8 protein-coding genes are annotated in these 16505 nt (G+C 58.3%); 3 read left to right on the top strand and 5 right to left on the bottom strand.

The window, feature by feature from the left end; all coding sequences use genetic code 11:
- Positions 1 to 250 precede the first annotated feature (250 nt).
- The 4 genes from AN478_RS13940 to AN478_RS06920 all read right to left on the bottom strand — a co-directional run bounded on the left by AN478_RS13940 (position 251) and on the right by AN478_RS06920 (position 10545).
- Positions 251 to 1090, bottom strand: coding sequence for an ImmA/IrrE family metallo-endopeptidase (locus AN478_RS13940; protein ID WP_143004083.1), 840 nt, complete (start codon positions 1088 to 1090; stop codon positions 251 to 253).
- Positions 1091 to 1225: 135 nt separating this feature from the next.
- Positions 1226 to 4069 carry an ATP-binding protein gene (locus AN478_RS06930; RefSeq protein ID WP_054965897.1) on the bottom strand — a complete coding sequence of 948 codons (2844 nt, stop codon included), beginning with the start codon at positions 4067 to 4069 and terminating at the stop codon, positions 1226 to 1228.
- A gap of 45 nt (positions 4070 to 4114) precedes the next feature.
- Positions 4115 to 7015: a DUF1156 domain-containing protein gene (locus AN478_RS06925; RefSeq protein ID WP_054965896.1), complete on the bottom strand. Its 2901-nt coding sequence runs from the start codon at positions 7013 to 7015 to the stop codon at positions 4115 to 4117.
- Positions 7012 to 10545, bottom strand: a complete 3534-nt coding sequence (locus tag AN478_RS06920) for a helicase-related protein (protein WP_054965895.1) — start codon at positions 10543 to 10545, stop codon at positions 7012 to 7014. The genes AN478_RS06925 and AN478_RS06920 overlap by 4 nt, the downstream gene beginning before the upstream one ends.
- Positions 10546 to 11396: 851 nt before the next feature.
- Here AN478_RS06920 and AN478_RS06915 point away from each other — a divergent pair.
- The 3 genes from AN478_RS06915 to AN478_RS13935 all read left to right on the top strand — a co-directional run bounded on the left by AN478_RS06915 (position 11397) and on the right by AN478_RS13935 (position 14420).
- Positions 11397 to 12044 (top strand): PEGA domain-containing protein, encoded by a 648-nt coding sequence (locus AN478_RS06915; protein WP_054965894.1) that lies wholly within the window; start codon positions 11397 to 11399, stop codon positions 12042 to 12044.
- Positions 12045 to 12244: 200 nt separating this feature from the next.
- Entirely contained in the window at positions 12245 to 13054 is an 810-nt protein-coding gene (locus tag AN478_RS06910) for an FtsZ/tubulin family protein (RefSeq protein WP_054965893.1), read from the top strand.
- Positions 13055 to 13208: 154 nt separating this feature from the next.
- Positions 13209 to 14420 (top strand): hypothetical protein, encoded by a 1212-nt coding sequence (locus AN478_RS13935; protein ID WP_143004082.1) that lies wholly within the window; start codon positions 13209 to 13211, stop codon positions 14418 to 14420.
- Positions 14421 to 14667: 247 nt separating this feature from the next.
- Here AN478_RS13935 and AN478_RS06905 read toward each other — a convergent pair whose 3' ends face one another.
- Positions 14668 to 16188 carry a hypothetical protein gene (locus AN478_RS06905; RefSeq protein ID WP_054965892.1) on the bottom strand — a complete coding sequence of 507 codons (1521 nt, stop codon included), beginning with the start codon at positions 16186 to 16188 and terminating at the stop codon, positions 14668 to 14670.
- Positions 16189 to 16505: the final 317 nt, after the last annotated feature.

Genomic DNA, 16505 nt, shown 5'->3' with positions numbered 1-16505 from the left:
AATACCGATCTTACCCCCGGTTAGTTGTCCAGCAATAGGCCCCGTCGATGCGACGCCGACCCAGAAGCTAGCGTTCAGATGGAACGTAGATGGTTGCATTCGGTCCCCATGACAACCCGATACCACCAATGGATCTTTGTTGTAATTCAGGGGTTAACAAACCGGGAATTTTTAAAGTAGATGAATGGGTTCTTTCCTGGTACCCCAATGGGTAGAAAATCCGGCGGCCTACAACGCCAAGGTTTGATACCTACTTATCAACCCCCAAATTCATTTGGGGGGCATACCCTAATTCTGTTTCAACCCTGCCAGCGGCTTTAAAAATCGGATAAACGTCCAAAGACCCAAAAGAAAAATCAGAATTTATCAGTCCCAACAAATATTTTTCGGATTCCGGGGTAACTCCGCACCGTTTGCAAACGATATAAGAAACAGACTCCGCTTCGATTTCCCTTTCGCGGTATCCCAGATAAGATCGGTCCTTAATCTTTAGCTTCTCATCGCCCCCTAGATGACCCAAAAACAGGTGACCAAGCTCATGGATTAAGGTGGAAAATTGAACACTATTTTTGTGGTTTTTGTTTATACGTAATGGGTAGATATACTCTTCTTTTTCTCTTTCAGCCAAAGGCTCTTTCCATATATAACCGGCACTCCCATCCGCATGATCAACACCCTTAACAAAAATCCGCTTGTTTTCAAGAATTTCAAACTTTTTCTGTAGCTCGTCCTCGCCCAGTGTCCCATGGGCTCGGAAGGCCTTGGCAACATCCTTGGGAAGCTCCTTACCCCCAAAGGTGTCATCCACATCAAAGACAAGTGCAACGGGGCCAAACGGCCAAAGTATGAGTAAGGGACGAGCATCCTCCTTGACGCCCCTTTCAAACCGATCAGCCCAATCTTTCGCCGAGGCGGCATACTTTAGACCCGGCCTTTGGATATGAAGCAACATCGAATTAAAAGGAGCAAAATTCCTTAACCTAACGACAAAATCCAATAGCTCCTTATAATCTTTCCCTCTTTCATAAATCCTAGCCTGCTCAAACAGTTGGGAAAGCAGATTTCTGGGATCGTGCTCCTCTTCTGCCAAATCCCTTATCCTTTTTCAATTCTTCTTCACCTGGAGCATGATGCCATGGGGGTTTCAACGCAGCTTCTGGATTTCCTCCCCCGCCTCCCGGTAACCCGGCCTACAGGAAACTGACAACTCATCCGGTTCCGGGGATCAATCCCCTTCCTCAAATTCGGAAAACGAAAACCCTAAACTATTACTATTTTCTTTTACGACCCTTTGGATTTGCTCATCGAATCCGGATTTCGACCGAGCCTGGACCTCAACTGAGATTTTGACCTCTACACCTGCCTGAGCCGAAAAATGTTCGACCACCTCATCCATGATGTTGGAAAAGTTCATTTTGGCCATTACCGGATCCAGATGAACGGTCCCATAAAATTGGGTCTTCCCCGAGTCGGGAGAAACTCCGGCCCCAGTCTCAGGGCCAGCCTCTGGCGAGGGCCCGGAGGTCCCAGGCACACTTTCAGTCGTTCCCGAGGAAGAGGCCCCTGGCTCACTCCAGGCGGACTCCTTAGGTTGAAGTTGGGCTTTGTATTTAGCGGCCGCCTCCCGCTCAATGAGCAGGCTTTCTTCGCCTAATTGGATCGAGCCAGTATTGCCGAACAGGAACCCAAGGTACCGATCCCCCTCTTTACCCGCCGAGAAACCGAAATAGTCCTCCGATTCCACGCCCTTTGCGATGGCTTCCTCGAAGACGTTGTCATTCAGCAAGCGGGGTAAAAACAGGTAATTACAGATATCCTGCCAAACCTGGAGGGCCGATACCTCCGCCCGGTCCTCGCCGAAGTAATACTGGCCCAGGATCTGGCGCAGATGGATGGGGGACCATTCATAGACCACCAACTCTTCCTCTTTGAGCTTGTGCTCGATTTCCTGGATGAGGTTGGTGGCCGATGTGGAAATGGGCAGCCCCTCCCACTTCAGCTCCGGGCGCCTCTGGCTGGTGAATTCCTCATAGGGGGCCACCAGCCATTTGAAGGTCTCCCGAATGAGCTGGGTCAGCGTCTTTTCCGCTTCCTGGACCGCCTGCTGGGCCTCGTTCCATTGGGTGTTGTCGTACACCACGCGATCGGCCTTAAAGTCTTCCAGAATGGAGCTCCACGCGCGAAAGCTCCGAACCTGGTCTTTCAGGCGGTCGACGTTCTCACGGTCGGGAGCCAAGAAAATAAGCCGGTTCTGGTGCTGCCGCGGCTGGTCTCCCCGGTTCCGGAGCCGCTCCTCTGCCGCCTCTGTGGCCGGTCGGGTTTCCGTTCGCCCATAGGCCGCATCCGGAGGAAGCACCACCAGACGAGGACCCACGCCGTATTCGTCCGGTATGTCGCCGGACGGGGTGAAAACATGGATGCCGCCCAGGCTATGGTCCTTGCCAAAGATCCGCTCGACGCGCCCTTTAAGGAAATTCAGGTTCTCCTTGGCGTCGTTTAGCCGGCTCTTGCGGTTCTCCATGTCCCGCCGCAGGTTGGGCCGCGTGTCCAGCCAGAAGCGGTCCCGATCCGCATATAGGTACTGGAGCCGATCCCGGAGGCGTTTGAGGACATCTTCGTATAGCCCCAGCGTCTGCCCGGGCTGCCCGCATCCCAAAAAAATGCGCTCCGTTGGCAGACCCCGAGCATGCTGTCCCGCTGCGGACGGGCTGGAATCCGGAGCGCTGCCGAGGAAGACGGCCCGGGCTACCCGTCTTGCGGCCTGAACGCTCCCGAAGCGGGTCTCATTGTTGTCAATGCGCTGCGTTTCCGCGCCGGGGCCGTCCACCTCGGCATCGATTACCGGCTCCCACCCCTGTGGGAGATAATGGATGCTCTTGTTGCGGACCGTGGAGTCATAAAGGGGCAGCGAGCCGGGCATGATCAGGGGGTCCTGATCGTTGTCGCTCCACAGCCGATGGATGACCACCGCCATCAGCTGCAAGACCCCCCGGGTCCGTTGGAATTTCTCCAGGGTGGACCAATCCTGGTACAGGCGATCGAAGATCTCGGGGTGAATCGGGTAGGTCTGCCGTAGGCGCTCGCGGTAGCTCTCCTCCTGCACTTCCTGAGGGAGCTTGTCGCTGTTTTCCCGGTAGTAGTCGAAGAAGGCGGCGCACACCTCGTTGATAGCCTGTTCCTCGCCGGTGGTATCGAACAGGCGCCGGCGCACCACCTCAAAGGCCTCCTCAGCGGCCAAGGGCTTCCAGACGGATTCCACGCGGGCGAAGTATTTCTCCAGGGTCACCAGGGTTTGGGCACCATGGGCACTGCCGGCCTCCAATTCGGACTCCGGCAGGGAGGCCAAGATGACCGCATCGGGAACCGACTTCACCGCCTCGGTGAGGGCCTGGATGAAAGACAGGTTGCTGTCATAGGTGCCGGCGGGGTATTGGTGCCCGGGTTCGAATTGGCGGATAAAGGCCAAAAGCTCGTCGATGAGGATGGCGCAGGGTGCGGCCTCCTTGAGCAGCCCGATCAAGACCTCCTTGCCCGGGGAGGTGCCTTCCGCGTCGGATCCGGAAACCAGTTGGTAGCCCTCGGCCCCCAACAGCTGCCAGGCCAGCTCCCCCCAGAGGGTGTTTACGGTATGGCCGTCGTGGTTCTGTGGCTGGCTTGGGGCCAGATTGTTGCCGTCGAGAACCGCTATGCGTGAGTAAGGCAGGCTTTGCACCCCCGCCTCATCCAAAACGGGCGGAATCCCGGCCAATCGGTCCGTGCTTACCTCCCGGCTAGCCAGGTGGTAGACCGCCAGCAGGGTATGGGTCTTGCCCCCGCCGAAGGCGGTCTGGAGCTGAATAACGGGGTCACCCCCCTGCCCCGCTAATCTTTGGGCCACGGAGATCAGCAGAAGGCGCATACCTTCTGTGATATAAGTGCGGTTAAAGAAACCCTCTGCATCCCCGTATTCGGCCGGAGCGGAGCCCGCCTGTACCTGGGAGATGTCCGCGGCGAATTCGGACTGCTGGAAGGTGCCCTCCAGGACGTCCCGGTGGGGTTTGGCGATCTCCCGCCAGGGCTTTATTGCCATCCAAGCCATCCTTTTAGGTATTAAGTTCAAACATTGATAGGAGGGCTAATAGTTGAAGCCCGTCTGAGTTTCTTTTGGGCCAGCCTCTTTGGAGGCAGCCAGAATCCCTGCCCAGGCCGTGATCAGGTCGTTGTAGGCCTGGGCCTCCTCCGCCCATTGCTTACGCTCGCAGAGGGTATAGAGGTGGTAAGCCAAGGCGCGGATGGACTCGCCACGCTCCGGCATGCGAGCTAGCAAAGCCCCGGCCCCGGATTCCCCTTCCTTGTTTAAGGCCCGAATAAGGTAATGGCAAGCCTCCCAAACCGGGGTCCGGTTATCCTGCTCCGGCCACCAATCCTCCGGATATTCCTCCCACTTCAACAAGCGAACCTTACCGCCTCCGGATTCGATCACCCCTGCCTCTTTTACCCCCTCAACGGTCGTGCCTTTCGCGGGAGCCAGGACTTGAGCCTCCCCAAAGTCCCCGGCCTTCCACCCGTGTTGGTCGAACCAATCAACACAGAATCCCGTATCCGGGTCCGCTTCGCCGATTCCACCCAGGACCTCGTCCTTTACCCGATTGATCAGGATCAGGGCATCATGGACGGACATTTCCGAACCGTCCTGATTCAAGACCGCCGAGTATTGCGAAAAGATAGCCATGCCTGGCCCAAGGGAGGCCTGAGCAAGGTCCACCGGGGCTACCGGCGACTGGCCGGTGGTACCCCCGATCATGGTCGCTAGGGATACTGGTAAATCTTCACGAAGCTCGCGTTGAAATTGGCGGCGAGTAATAGTTTCAGCATCGGGGTCGCGTTTACGGCAGACCAAAACGATGGAGGAGGCAAGGGCATTGGTACCGGAGCCGATCATGCGATTCCCCAGCTCAGTTCGCATGGGCCAAGTTCCACTGATGCTGAAACCAGCGCGAATGACTGCCTCAAGGAAAGCCTCCCAGCCGGTGGAGGTAATCCCTTGTTCTTTTACTTCTGACTGTTTAAAGGCGTAGTAAATGGTTACAGGAAAGGCAGGGTGGGATTGTTCGACAAGATTGTTAAGGGCGCGGGTCATCCCATCCATGAAAAAGATCTCAGCCGCCTCCTTAGAGCCATGACGGTATGGCGCTGCGACCAGCTCTTCTGCTTTGGGTACTACCATGGTAGCGAAGAGGTTGGGGAAATACGGTTTCAGGCTTCTACGAAGCCAGACGTAGAAGAAATCGGAAAGATCGGCGTAGCTTATGTTGTCATAATAAGGTGGATCAGTGGAGATGACTGCATTAGCCTCAAATCGTGGGTCCTCCGCGTTTGCTTGGCTTGCCTCACCTGATCGACCCGTCAGGTTCCTTTCAAGCACTTTCATCATGTTTTTAAGAGAAACAATAAAGTCACCAGCCATACCACTGAAAGCATTTGATTCGGAAAAATCCCACACCATTGGCAGCGCTTGGCGGCCGAATGTGGCTATTGATTGGTCCATTGAAGGTTTCCATCGGCATAGGTTGCTCTGCGCATCACTCATCTTGCTAACAGCAAGTCCTAAATAAGTTGCCAAAGCCTCCCCATATGCCGTTGCTGCAACCCCACCATCATCGAGCCCCACCCCATCGTCGCCCATTCCCGCCACCTTGGCATCCGCGATGGCCTTACCGCGGGCCTCGGAGATGAGGTCTGAAAAGGTATTGAGGGCCACTAGTTGGCGAGGGGTAAAGAGGTCACCCCACTCCTTCAGTCCATACGGAACGCACGTTCCACCGGTTAGCTTCTCAGGCACATCACCGGTCGGCCGCCATTCGGGAGTTGCTTTACTTGCGGCCGCAACCATCTCGTCAGTAGGCGGCAAATAAACTCTGCCACGGGTTCCTTCGGCAACCACTGCCATAAGCCGGCTCCCCATTCGCCCGGCTTGCCCTTCACTCTTAATGTATTTGCCGTCAATTGGCGATCCTGAGACCAGGCACCAAAAATCGGCACTGTGCCCACCTGCTTTCGTGCCCTTTTTTCGCTCCTCAAAATCCTTCGGCTTCCCCGTTTGCACCTCAAACCAATACCGGTCCCCCTCCACAACCGGCTTTACATACGCCTCCTTCCCCTTCTTGGTGGAGAGCACAAAGCTGGAGGCCAGTGGCACGTGGACATGGGAGAAGGCCGGATTGGGGCTCTTTACCGTCCGTGCCCAGATCCAGGCGATGACCGTCAGCTCCTGGCCGATGTACGGCCTCAGATCCGGCCGCCCCTCAGCCATCTCCTCCGTGACCTTGGCCTTGGGGTAGAGGTGCCCAATGCGCTTTTCCGCCTCTTGGCGCATCCAGTGGCCATACCTGCGCACGTCTTCAGCTAGGCCATGCGCACCAGACCATTCCTCGTGGAGGCTGGCCTGTTTCTCCCCTTCCGGAACGGGTCCTACCGGGGTCTGCCCCGCGAACTTGGGTGGGATCTCGATCATGGCCTTGTTGATAAGCACGGCCACGGGATTCAATTCGGAGGCATGAGCTTCGAGCCCCAGACGCTGGGCCTCCAGCGGGATCGCGCCGCCGCCGGCGAAGGGATCATGGAATGCGGGAAGATGCTCTGGATCAAAGCCGGGTTTTCCGCGATTCTCTGGCATCTCGCAGGTTTCCCGCCAGCTTTTGCGAATCGCCTCTCGGGCTCGTTCCAAGACCTCCTCGTTGTTGGTGTTCTCCCACTGCACCAAGTCGTGGAGGATCTTGAATAACTCCTTCCGTTCCTCCTCGGCCTGAGCCTTGGTTTTTCCGGCGTAATAGCCCCGCTCGCCTCCGGGGTCATTGACCATCTGGGCGAAAAGAACCGCACGCGCTGCGGCTAAAGGCCGCCGGGCCCACCACAAATGAAGGGTGCTGGGGTGGCCATGCCGAATGGACTTCTCCTTGGCTGCGGCAGCATTAATATCGTCAAGTGGCAGGGCCACCTCGATCAGCTTCTTGGGGGCTTTCATCTTTTCGCTCATTGAATCGGTTCTTGGAGGGTTTCCGAAGGAGATATGGCGGCCTCGAGCAGGTCGGCAAGGTCGTAATTGACGCTGGCCACCCCGAATTCGGGTTCCTGGCTAAAGGGCTGACGGAGGTAGTAGGGGCCTTCGGTCTGATCGGCCTCGTCCACGAGCACGATGGCCAACAGGAACTTGTCCGCCTGGTTCAGGGCGTAGGCGATCTCGTTGCGGCTGACGGTGATTGTGGTCTGGCCCTTGGCCCGGCCCTTGACCTCGATGTGGCGGGCCTCGGGGAGGCGGCCGTCCTGTTCGGGGGGCTGGGCCGTCAGATCCCAACCGCATTTCTGGCTGGAAACGTCCTGGACCCGATGGCCCATATTCTCTTCGGCGGACCGGACGGCTTCCATGGCGATCTGCTCGATCCGCTCGCGAGCCGCCGCGTCCGCGGACCAATCGGCTTCCCCGCGCCGCTGGGCGATTAGGCCGTAGGGAATGATCAGGGCACCGCCCACCACGGCCGGCGAGTTGGCGACTACATTGCGCTGGGCCTCCAGCCCTTTCCTCCGCTCTTCCAGTCGCGCCGAAAGCTCCTCCGCGCGGCGGCGCGCGTTGTCGGGCTGCATGCGTGGCTGCTTCCCGGCTTCCACGTCGCGTTCCAGCTCAATGGCCCGGCCCGACCAGTAGTTGATCTCCTTGACAAGCCGTTCGTGGACGGCCCCCAGAACCTTTTCCACGCGGCGCTCTCGGCGGTTCTTTACCTCCTGGAAATGCTCTGGGACCAGGTGCTCACCGGCGTATGCCATGGCTTGGCTCTCCAGGCCTTCGTGAACCCAGTCGGCGCCAATGATATCGGAAACCAGCTCCTTTTCCCCGTCCTCAAGGGCCCGCATATCCAGGTGCGGGGCCCAGCCCGCGAAGGTCGCGTTCCCCTCCGGGTCCAGGGCAACGAACTGAACCCGTCGAGATACGACGCGTGGTGGATCCCCGGCGCCTTCACGGACCGTATGCTCGAGCATGAACACCACCCGAGGCTCCGTTCCCGGATCCTCCGGATCGACCAGCACGCTGCCCTGCTTGAGCTTGGACCGGCGGTCTTCGAGGATCAGATCGGTGGTGGCCGCCATCAGGGGATGGGCGGGGTGAATCAGGTCGGCGGTCGGCTTTTTGGGGAGATGGATCCGGTCCTTGTCGAAGCAGACTCGCTGGTAGCGCTTGAGCACGGGTGTCCGGGTCTGACCGATTACTCGGTCCCGCTCCCGGATCTTGGCCGGTACATGGCGGATCTCGGCACGCCCAGACTCCCGCGGGCGCAGCTCACCGCCCAACTCCTGGAAGGCCTGGTTGAAAAAGGCCCGGACGAAATGGGGCTGAAGCTTGCGGGCCTCGGCCTTTTCCATTTCCTCCTTGACGGAGAACAGCTCTTCCGTGCTCAGGTGCTCCTCGGCCAGGGCGTTGCGGTCCATGATGGCCTTGAGGTGGTCACTGTCCAGCTGGGAGTCGATGGCCTGATTGAGGCGCTCCTGGACCTCGGGCTGGTCGCCGTATTGGATGGCCTGCAATAAAAGGTCCTTCAATGAGGCGTCCTCGAAGGCCTCTCCCAGGACATCGAAGACCTGACCGCCCAAGGTCTCTCGCTCGGTCTCCAGCTTTTCGAATAATCGCTGGAAGACCTGCCCCTCCCGGGTACCGGACGCAACCATGTTCCACAGGTGGCAGACGTCTTCCTGGCCGATGCGGTGGATGCGTCCGAAGCGCTGCTCCAAGCGGTTGGGGTTCCAGGGAAGGTCGTAGTTGACCATGAGGTTGGTGTTCTGGAGGTTGATACCTTCCCCTGCCGCGTCGGTACCCAGGAGAACCAATACCTCGGGGTTGTGGCGGAACTCCTCTTGAATCTTCCGCCGCTCATCCCGGTTGGTCCCGCCATGGATGGTGACCACTGCGTCGGAGCGCCCGAGAAGTCCTGTGATTCGCTCCCGCAGGTAATTCAGGGTGTCTCGGTGCTCCGTGAAGATAATGATCTTCCGCCGCTGGCCGGCCTGGGTGTACATCTCTGGCTTGTCCTGGAGCAGCTCTGACAGCTCCTCCCATTTCCGGTCCGCACCGGCATCCCGTACGCCTTTGGCCTTCCCCTCCAGGTCCCGGAGGGTCTGGATTTCCGCCTCAAGCTCCTGCGCGGTTTCCGCGGCGGTGGCTTTGTCCACAACCTGCTCGGACCAAGCCTCGTACTCGTCGCTGGGAAGCTCTTCATCGGCCTCATCGATGTTTTCCGGCACATCCAGCGTTTGGTATTTGACGAGGGTCTCGGAGACTTGATGGCCGCGGGCTACCGTCTTCATTTCGTCCCGTTGCTCCTCTAGGCGTTTGCGGCGCCGGGAGAGGGACTGGTAGATGGCTTCCGGGCTGGAGGCCAGTCGCCGCTGGAGCTGGGTCAGGGCGAAGCCCACGGTCCCCTTGCGTTTGCCCTCCAGCTCCTGGGCCCGATTCATCTCCTCGCGGACGTAGTCGGTAACCTCCGCGTATAGGGCGTACTCCGGGTCCGAGAGCTCGTAGTTGACGGTATAGGAGTACCGCTCGGGGAAAAGGGGGGTCCCGTCGAAGCGAACCAGATCTTCTTTCACCATGCGTCGCATCAGGTCGGTCACATCGACCTGATGGGCCCCCTCCCGGAATTTTCCGTAGAACCGGTCCTCGTCCAGGAGCCCCATGAAGAGCTGGAAATCTTCTTCCTTGCCGTTATGGGGCGTAGCCGTCATGAGGAGTAAATGGCGGCTCGTCTGCCCTAAGAGCTTGCCCAGCTTGTAGCGTTTGGTCTCGTGCAGCTTGTTGCCGAAATAGGTGGCGGACATCTTGTGGGCCTCGTCCACCACCACGAGGTCCCATTCCACGTTTTCCAGCTTTTCCTGGAAGTCCTCATTCCGAGCCAACTGGTCCAGGCGCGCGATCAGGCGCTCGTTCTCCTGGAAAGCGTTTCCTGTTCGAGAGGCCTGATCCACGTCCCGGTTGAACAGTCTGAACTCGAGGCCAAACTTCTCGAATAGCTCGTCCTGCCACTGCTCCACCAGCCCGCCGGGAGCGACCACCAGGATCCGGTGCGCGTCCGCCCGCATGATGAGCTCCCGGATATAGAGCCCGGCCATGATGGTCTTGCCGGCTCCTGGGTCATCGGCCAAGACGAAACGCAGGGGCTGTCGGGGGAGCATTTCCTCGTAGACCGCCGATATCTGGTGTGGCAAAGGCTGAACGTCAGCGGTGTGGACGGCCATCATGGGATCGAAAAGGTGGGCCATGTTGATCCGGTAGGCCTCAAGGCCAAGCTTGAAGGCTTCCGGGGAAGCATCGAAGGCCCAGGGCCTGCCCGCCTCCGCCAATTCCAGATTGGGCTCGTCCGAGCGGAAGACCATCTGCTCCCCGAGCTGGCCTTGGCCCGTTCGGTAGACAACGGTAACCGCGCCCTCACCAACCGGATCGGAGGATACGATCTTCACAACCTCGTTCCCGGCCAGCCCCCTTACTTGCGCATCCTTTTTAAGGTCTTCCAGCTTCACCATTGGAACTTCCAGTATTTTTGGGTTCTTTGGCCGAAGAGCCGCTCGAGGCTTTGGTGGATGATGCCGTCCCTCACCGACTGGGTATCGCAGACGTCCCCGGCCACCAGCACAACGCCCCTCGCCTTCCGCGCGGGCCAGCTCGCCAGGGCACTCAGGGTCTCCAGGCGCTGGTTGCGAAGAGCGGCCCCATCGTAACCCGGGATCTGCCCCTAGCCCTTCCCGATCTGCCAGTCAGCGGTATGCAGGATACGGATGGTCAAGGCAACCCTTCCAAGTGCTTGGCGTTCCCCTCATCTACCGGAGGATTGCGACTTGTTGGGTCGTATAGGACTTCTCACGGACTCCGGGGGTTTGTCGCTCTGCCCTCGATGGCCCGGCCGGCCCAGGCGAAACGCCCCGGCAGTCACCAGCGTTTAGTCTTCCTTGCGCATGATCCTCGCCCGTCCGGACCACGCCTGTAGGCGAAAGTGAGCCTTGGGGAGGGAAGGCTGAAACCGCCCCTTTCGGCAAAAGGCCAGGACTTTCGGGGCTGGGAGCCGAATGTTTTCGAGAGACAGGCCAGATGGGCAGGTTATGAAGACATATCCTGGCACCGTACGCAACTACAAAGCCCGCCATTATTCTTCGGATCAGACCCCAAAAACAGTCAATTAGAAAAGAGCATAACCCATTCCCCTCATGGAAGGGTTGGTTCGCTCTCGAGGCTCACTGCCGCCATTTGCCTTGGCCGCGACCCGAGATGTCGCATGGCCAGGGTAAAACATCGCGGCGTTCCTGGACGGAACTGTTCTTGTAAGTCCAACTCCACCCGCGTAGCCTGCGTAAAACTTTAAAAAGAAAGGGGAATTATCGTGCGAGCACAAACCGCCACCCTGGGCCTCGCGGTCCTCTCCATGCTCCTGCTGACCGGGTGCGCGAGCATCGTTTCCGGGCGCAATGAACAGGTGTCCTTCGAATCCGAGCCGGAAGGGGCGAAGGTGGAGGTGGACGGGCGCACCTTGGGCCGGACCCCGCTTACAGCGAACCTGGAAAAGGATTCGGGACAGATCATCAAGGTGAGCAAGGAAGGCTACGAGACGGAGACCATGGAGCTGGACACCTCCGTCAATCCCTGGTTTTTCGGCAACGTCATATTGGGGGGCCTGCCGGGCTCCACCACCGATGCGGCCACCGGCTCCATCTACGAGTACAAGCAGAATCACTACTTGGTCACGCTGAACGAGAAGGGTACGACGGAAGGGGTGGCCAGCGATGGCCAGAAGATAAAGAAATACGTCCTTCTGAACTTCGACAAGCTGCAGGAAGCCTCTTTCACCGAGGAGTACACGAAGAGCGAGGCCTTCCTGAACTTGGTCGACATGCTGGGGATCGATCTAACGAACCAGTCCGCGGTGGAGCAGGTTCGCGCCACCTTGAAGGAGGAAGAAGAGCCCATGGCGGCCGCCAGGGCCATCGCCGAAAGGACCAAGCATAACGAGGAGCAGGCCAAACTCCGGTAGTTCTACAAGGAGGGTCGGCGAGTTCGGGATTTTCCGGAATTGAGAAGACCCCTGGAGGGGAAGAGGGACATTGGTCACACCTGCAACCACCCACCGGAGCCTGCATGCATCTCGAAGGAGTTAGGACGGGGACTCAGGAGGGGGATCCGGCTTCCCCTGTGGCCTTGGTTCTCGGGTTGGGAGCGCTTAGCGGCCCCGGGATGAGCCCCGAGCTGTTACGGCAGGGACCGCCAGCGGAATACCTCCGGCTCGGTCCCGGAGAGGAGTCCAGCGGCCTGGCCGCGGACCTCCGCGGGGAGAGCGGCATCGAGCCCCTGTGGGAAACCGGGGTGGAGGGGCTGGAAGCAGCCCGGGAAGCCCTTCTCGGCCGCCTGAATTCCTCTCCCCTCGTTATGGTCCTTGGGGATCCCGGTGACCCCTTTGTCCGGGAGCAAGTGGACTGGCTCGGGGAGGTCCTCCCCAATACCCGGGTCCGGCGGGCCCTCTGGGTCCAGCCGCCGAGCCAACCGGGAAGCCTAGCCGGGCGGTTCCCCGGCCCCGTGCTGGAAGCATGGCCGGGCCGGAAGGAACCGGAGTCCGGGGCCGAGGCCTCGACCTTCCTGGCCGGGGCGTTGCGGGCCCTACTTCGGAGTGTGACCGATCCGGGTTTCATCGGCGTGGACCCCGCGGATCTAGCCGTGAGCTGGGCCGGGGCCCTCGGGGTGTTCAGTGAAGGTACCGGCACCGGCCCGGGACGGGCGGGGCAAGCGGTCCGCACGGCCTTCGAGCAGGGTGTGGAAGCAGGTGCGCTCCACGGCGGGAGCCTTCTCACCGGCGCCGTGGTGCAGATTCGGTTTTCCCCGGAGGTGGAGGTTTTCGAGATCGAAGAGGCCATGGAGGCCTTCCGGGAATGCATGGAGCCCTGGATCCGCGAGGAGCCCCCCTTCGTCGTCGGTGCGCCCATGGAGGAAGGCGACCAAGACCCGGAAAGGCTCGCCGTGGAAATGGTCACCTTCTGGTATGGTGCCTAACCCTTCTCCATACCCTGCCCCCTTTCCTGCGTATTGCATTACAGGGGTTAAGGTGAGCCGGACCCAGGGATTTGGCAGCCCCTACAACGTTCCTCGGTTGAATCCCTTGGACAATCTATTTATACCCGCAGTCAGCCCCAAATAAGGAGGGACCATGGAGTCAAGCTGGGCTGAGCGACAACGCCGAACCAACAGGCTTGCTAGAAAACTGGCAGGACATGTACTCCACCGCCAGGACGTGACCCCTAGCCAACTCTTGGGGCTTTCCAAGCTTGCCTGGATATCGGATAGCTATGAAGGCTCTAACGCCAGCTATATACGAAGTACAAAGATTCCCGCCCTCGAGAGCATCCTAGGAGCCAACTACTCTGGCCTTGGTCTAACCGATGTGGCGGCTGATGTTGCAGAAAAACTAAATGATCCCTCGGCCGAGGAGTTGGTCGCGCACCATACGGGTTTCACCAACTTCTATAATGCGTTCAGAAATAGTGTTGGGGGCTGGGTAAAAGATAACTTCCCCATCTTACTTTCCCTCTTCCGACAAGCATCCGAAGCGAGGACAGACGCGGAACGTCTTGAAATCGTGCGCCAGATATCGACTCTAGAACGCATCCCCAAGGCAAACAATAAAGGCCAGAGGATGCGTTCTGAGTATTTCCTCGCCCCAGCCTTTTTTATTCTTGACCCGGAGATAAGATTTCCAATAATCAATGGATCTAATAACGTACAAGAATTGCTTAATAGTCTAGATGCTTCGAATTCCTCATTAGAAGACCAGTACCTGAGCATGGTTCAACTATATGGAAATGGAGGAATACGTGATGCCGCCGACCTAGACCAACTTGGAGGAGACGACCTACCTGACTTCATTCCTTCTTCCGACGGCAAAACACGAAAGCAGATCCTCACCGCGACAAACACTGAGGAAGGTTCCGGTCTTTCGCTCAAGGACGAGGCGGATATAGAATCACTACAGGAATCCAAAAATCTTATAAATAAAAGAATTCACAACCAAATTACTAACCAACTCCAAGAAAAGCTTTCTGAGTTCACTCTATTAGAAGGGTGCACTAATGACGCCATGTTCGATGTCATGGTGAAAAACTACGATAGCAAGCGCAACGACCTTATAATTGAGGTCAAGAGTTCCTCCGAGCGATCACACGTCCGCATGGCAATTGGACAGGTGTATGACTATTGGTTCAATACAAAAGGAGAAATTGGCGAACACATCGCCATTCTTCTCCCCGAAAAGCCCTCAACAGAAATACTTAGTCTCCTTTCTTGGTTAGGCATTGGCGCAATGTGGCTCAATGAGGGCCACCTTAATTCTTTGGATGAGTGGCTAGAGCACCTTAAGGATTAACAAACCAATAAACCGGACATGAAAAAGTCGGGCTCGCGTCGTTGTAGCTATAACCTAGAATGCGGCGTCTTGTCAGCCTGTTGAACCTAGGTGTGCCGTAATAAGACCTTGTCCACGGTTACCCGATCACGCTGCCCAGTGGCTGATCATCCAGGCTTCCATGCAGGGAGCCCCTTTGGTCCGTAACCTGATTGCCTTTAAAGAGGGTATCGGACCTGAGTGTTTGATTTTCTGGTATGTACCTTACTCAGCAATAGAAGGCCTTGAGCTGGTTCTCGAGCCGTACCCGGTCCACCCCGCCGTGCAGGTTCAGCACGTCCGGATTGAAGGATCGGTTCCCCGCGTAATGACTCCAGTTCTCCGCCAGCCACTTTAGGTCAGCGGCCCGGATCAGGCCGACGTCAGTGTCGGTGCCGGACTCCGACTTCAGCCGCGTCGCCTTTGCTAGGGCTTCCTCGGTGTAGTCGGGCACCACCACCAGAAAGGCGGTCACCCGGCGTTCGGCGTTCTGTATGTAATGCTTGAACTGGTCGTACTCATTCTCCGGGAAGTCGTATGGCCCTTCCTTGCTCTTGTTGTCCCAAAGGAAGATGGACTGGCCGCTCGGATGCGTGAACCCGCCGTCGGCGTGCTTGGAACCGGCCATATCAATCAGCGAAACCCCCAGCTTCTCGGTTACCAGGTACCGGGTGCCCTCCTCGAAAGCGCCCTCGATTTCCCGGTCCTTGGTGATGACCTTATTTATGTAGAGGTTATCCCGGTTACGTTCGGCCAGCCAGGCCAGGACCCCATAGAACCGAGCCCGATCGTTAGTGGCTTCCTCATCGGACAGGATGCGTAGCTCATCGTAATAGCCGATGATGTTGGTGATGCGCTGCTCCTTAGTGCCACTGACCCGCACCTGGTGCAGATTGCGGCAGATGTCGCCCAGCTCGGCATTCGTCAGGGCATCCAGGGCCTCGCTGGGCTGCAGGTCCGCCATCAGCACCCGTGCGATCTGTTCCTCCTTGCTTCCGGAGGTTGGGACACCCCCGGCCTTCAGGATGGTGTAGAGCTGGTCCTTGTTGAGCTGCTCCGTCAGCATGCGCTCGAAGACCGAACGGGGCAGTTCCAGGCCGATGGACTGTTTCAACCCGGGGGCGAGTTCCTCGGGCACCAAGCACTGCATCCCGTCGGGGTGGTTGTTGGCGTAAAACACACACCCTTTGATTTGCAGTTCCTTGATCCCCTGCTCGATTTCGGCATCGGTATGCACTCCGTTGCCCGCCTTGGGGAAGGCGTTAAGCTGGGCCTGAAGCCGGTAGTGATCCCGCAGGGTTAGTCCTAGGGTCTGGCGCAGTTGAGCCAAAAGCCGCCCCTGATCGAGGCTTATGCCGCCTTCCAGGGCCGCCTCCAGGACCGTCCGGTAAACCCGCAGGCTGTCGGCATCCTTGTACTGCAGCGCCTCCGATCCTTGCCCCGCCTCTTCGATGATGGCCTGTTCTTTCGCCTGGACCCGGTCTAACAACTCCCCTTCCTCGAGCTGATGTTCCCGCTCCTCAAGCAGGGCTTCGATGAGGAACCGGTACAGAATCCGGTTATCAGGATTCGTCCGGGCCAAGTCGAGGCGCTGGCCGACATTGGCCGGGTCGACCAGGGAGGGGGTGTCATGGACCAGGATTTCCCGCGTTTTTTCCTCATCGGGCTTACGGGATTCCGTTCGATAGCTCCCCAGAATGCGCCAGAGATACCGGGAAGACATATATTCGACCGCATCCTGCAGCTTCATGCCGGAACCCTTTTCGTGAATCGGGGTGGGGTTATGGGAAAAAGGATGCCAATTTGGATGTGCTAGCACAAAATTCCTTCGAAAGGAGGTACCAATCTTCGTCGACCTTCTTAGGGGATTGCCCGGGCATGGACCTCCTCTTGGCTAGGAAAACTTACAAAGGCTACCTCGAGGCCGCGTAAGGGAATGCTGGAGTTGACCCGCTTTCGTGGACACCTGACCCTTTGGCTTGAAAGGAGTCCACGATGGCCAAGTCGCAAGCCCGGTATTCCGCGGAATTCCGGGAGCAGATGGTGGAACTGGTCCGGGCGGGCCGG

Origin of the sequence: Thiohalorhabdus denitrificans (assembly GCF_001399755.1) — a bacterium.
Taxonomy (GTDB): domain Bacteria; phylum Pseudomonadota; class Gammaproteobacteria; order Thiohalorhabdales; family Thiohalorhabdaceae; genus Thiohalorhabdus; species Thiohalorhabdus denitrificans.
This window is presented reverse-complemented; position numbering and strand designations above follow the sequence as displayed.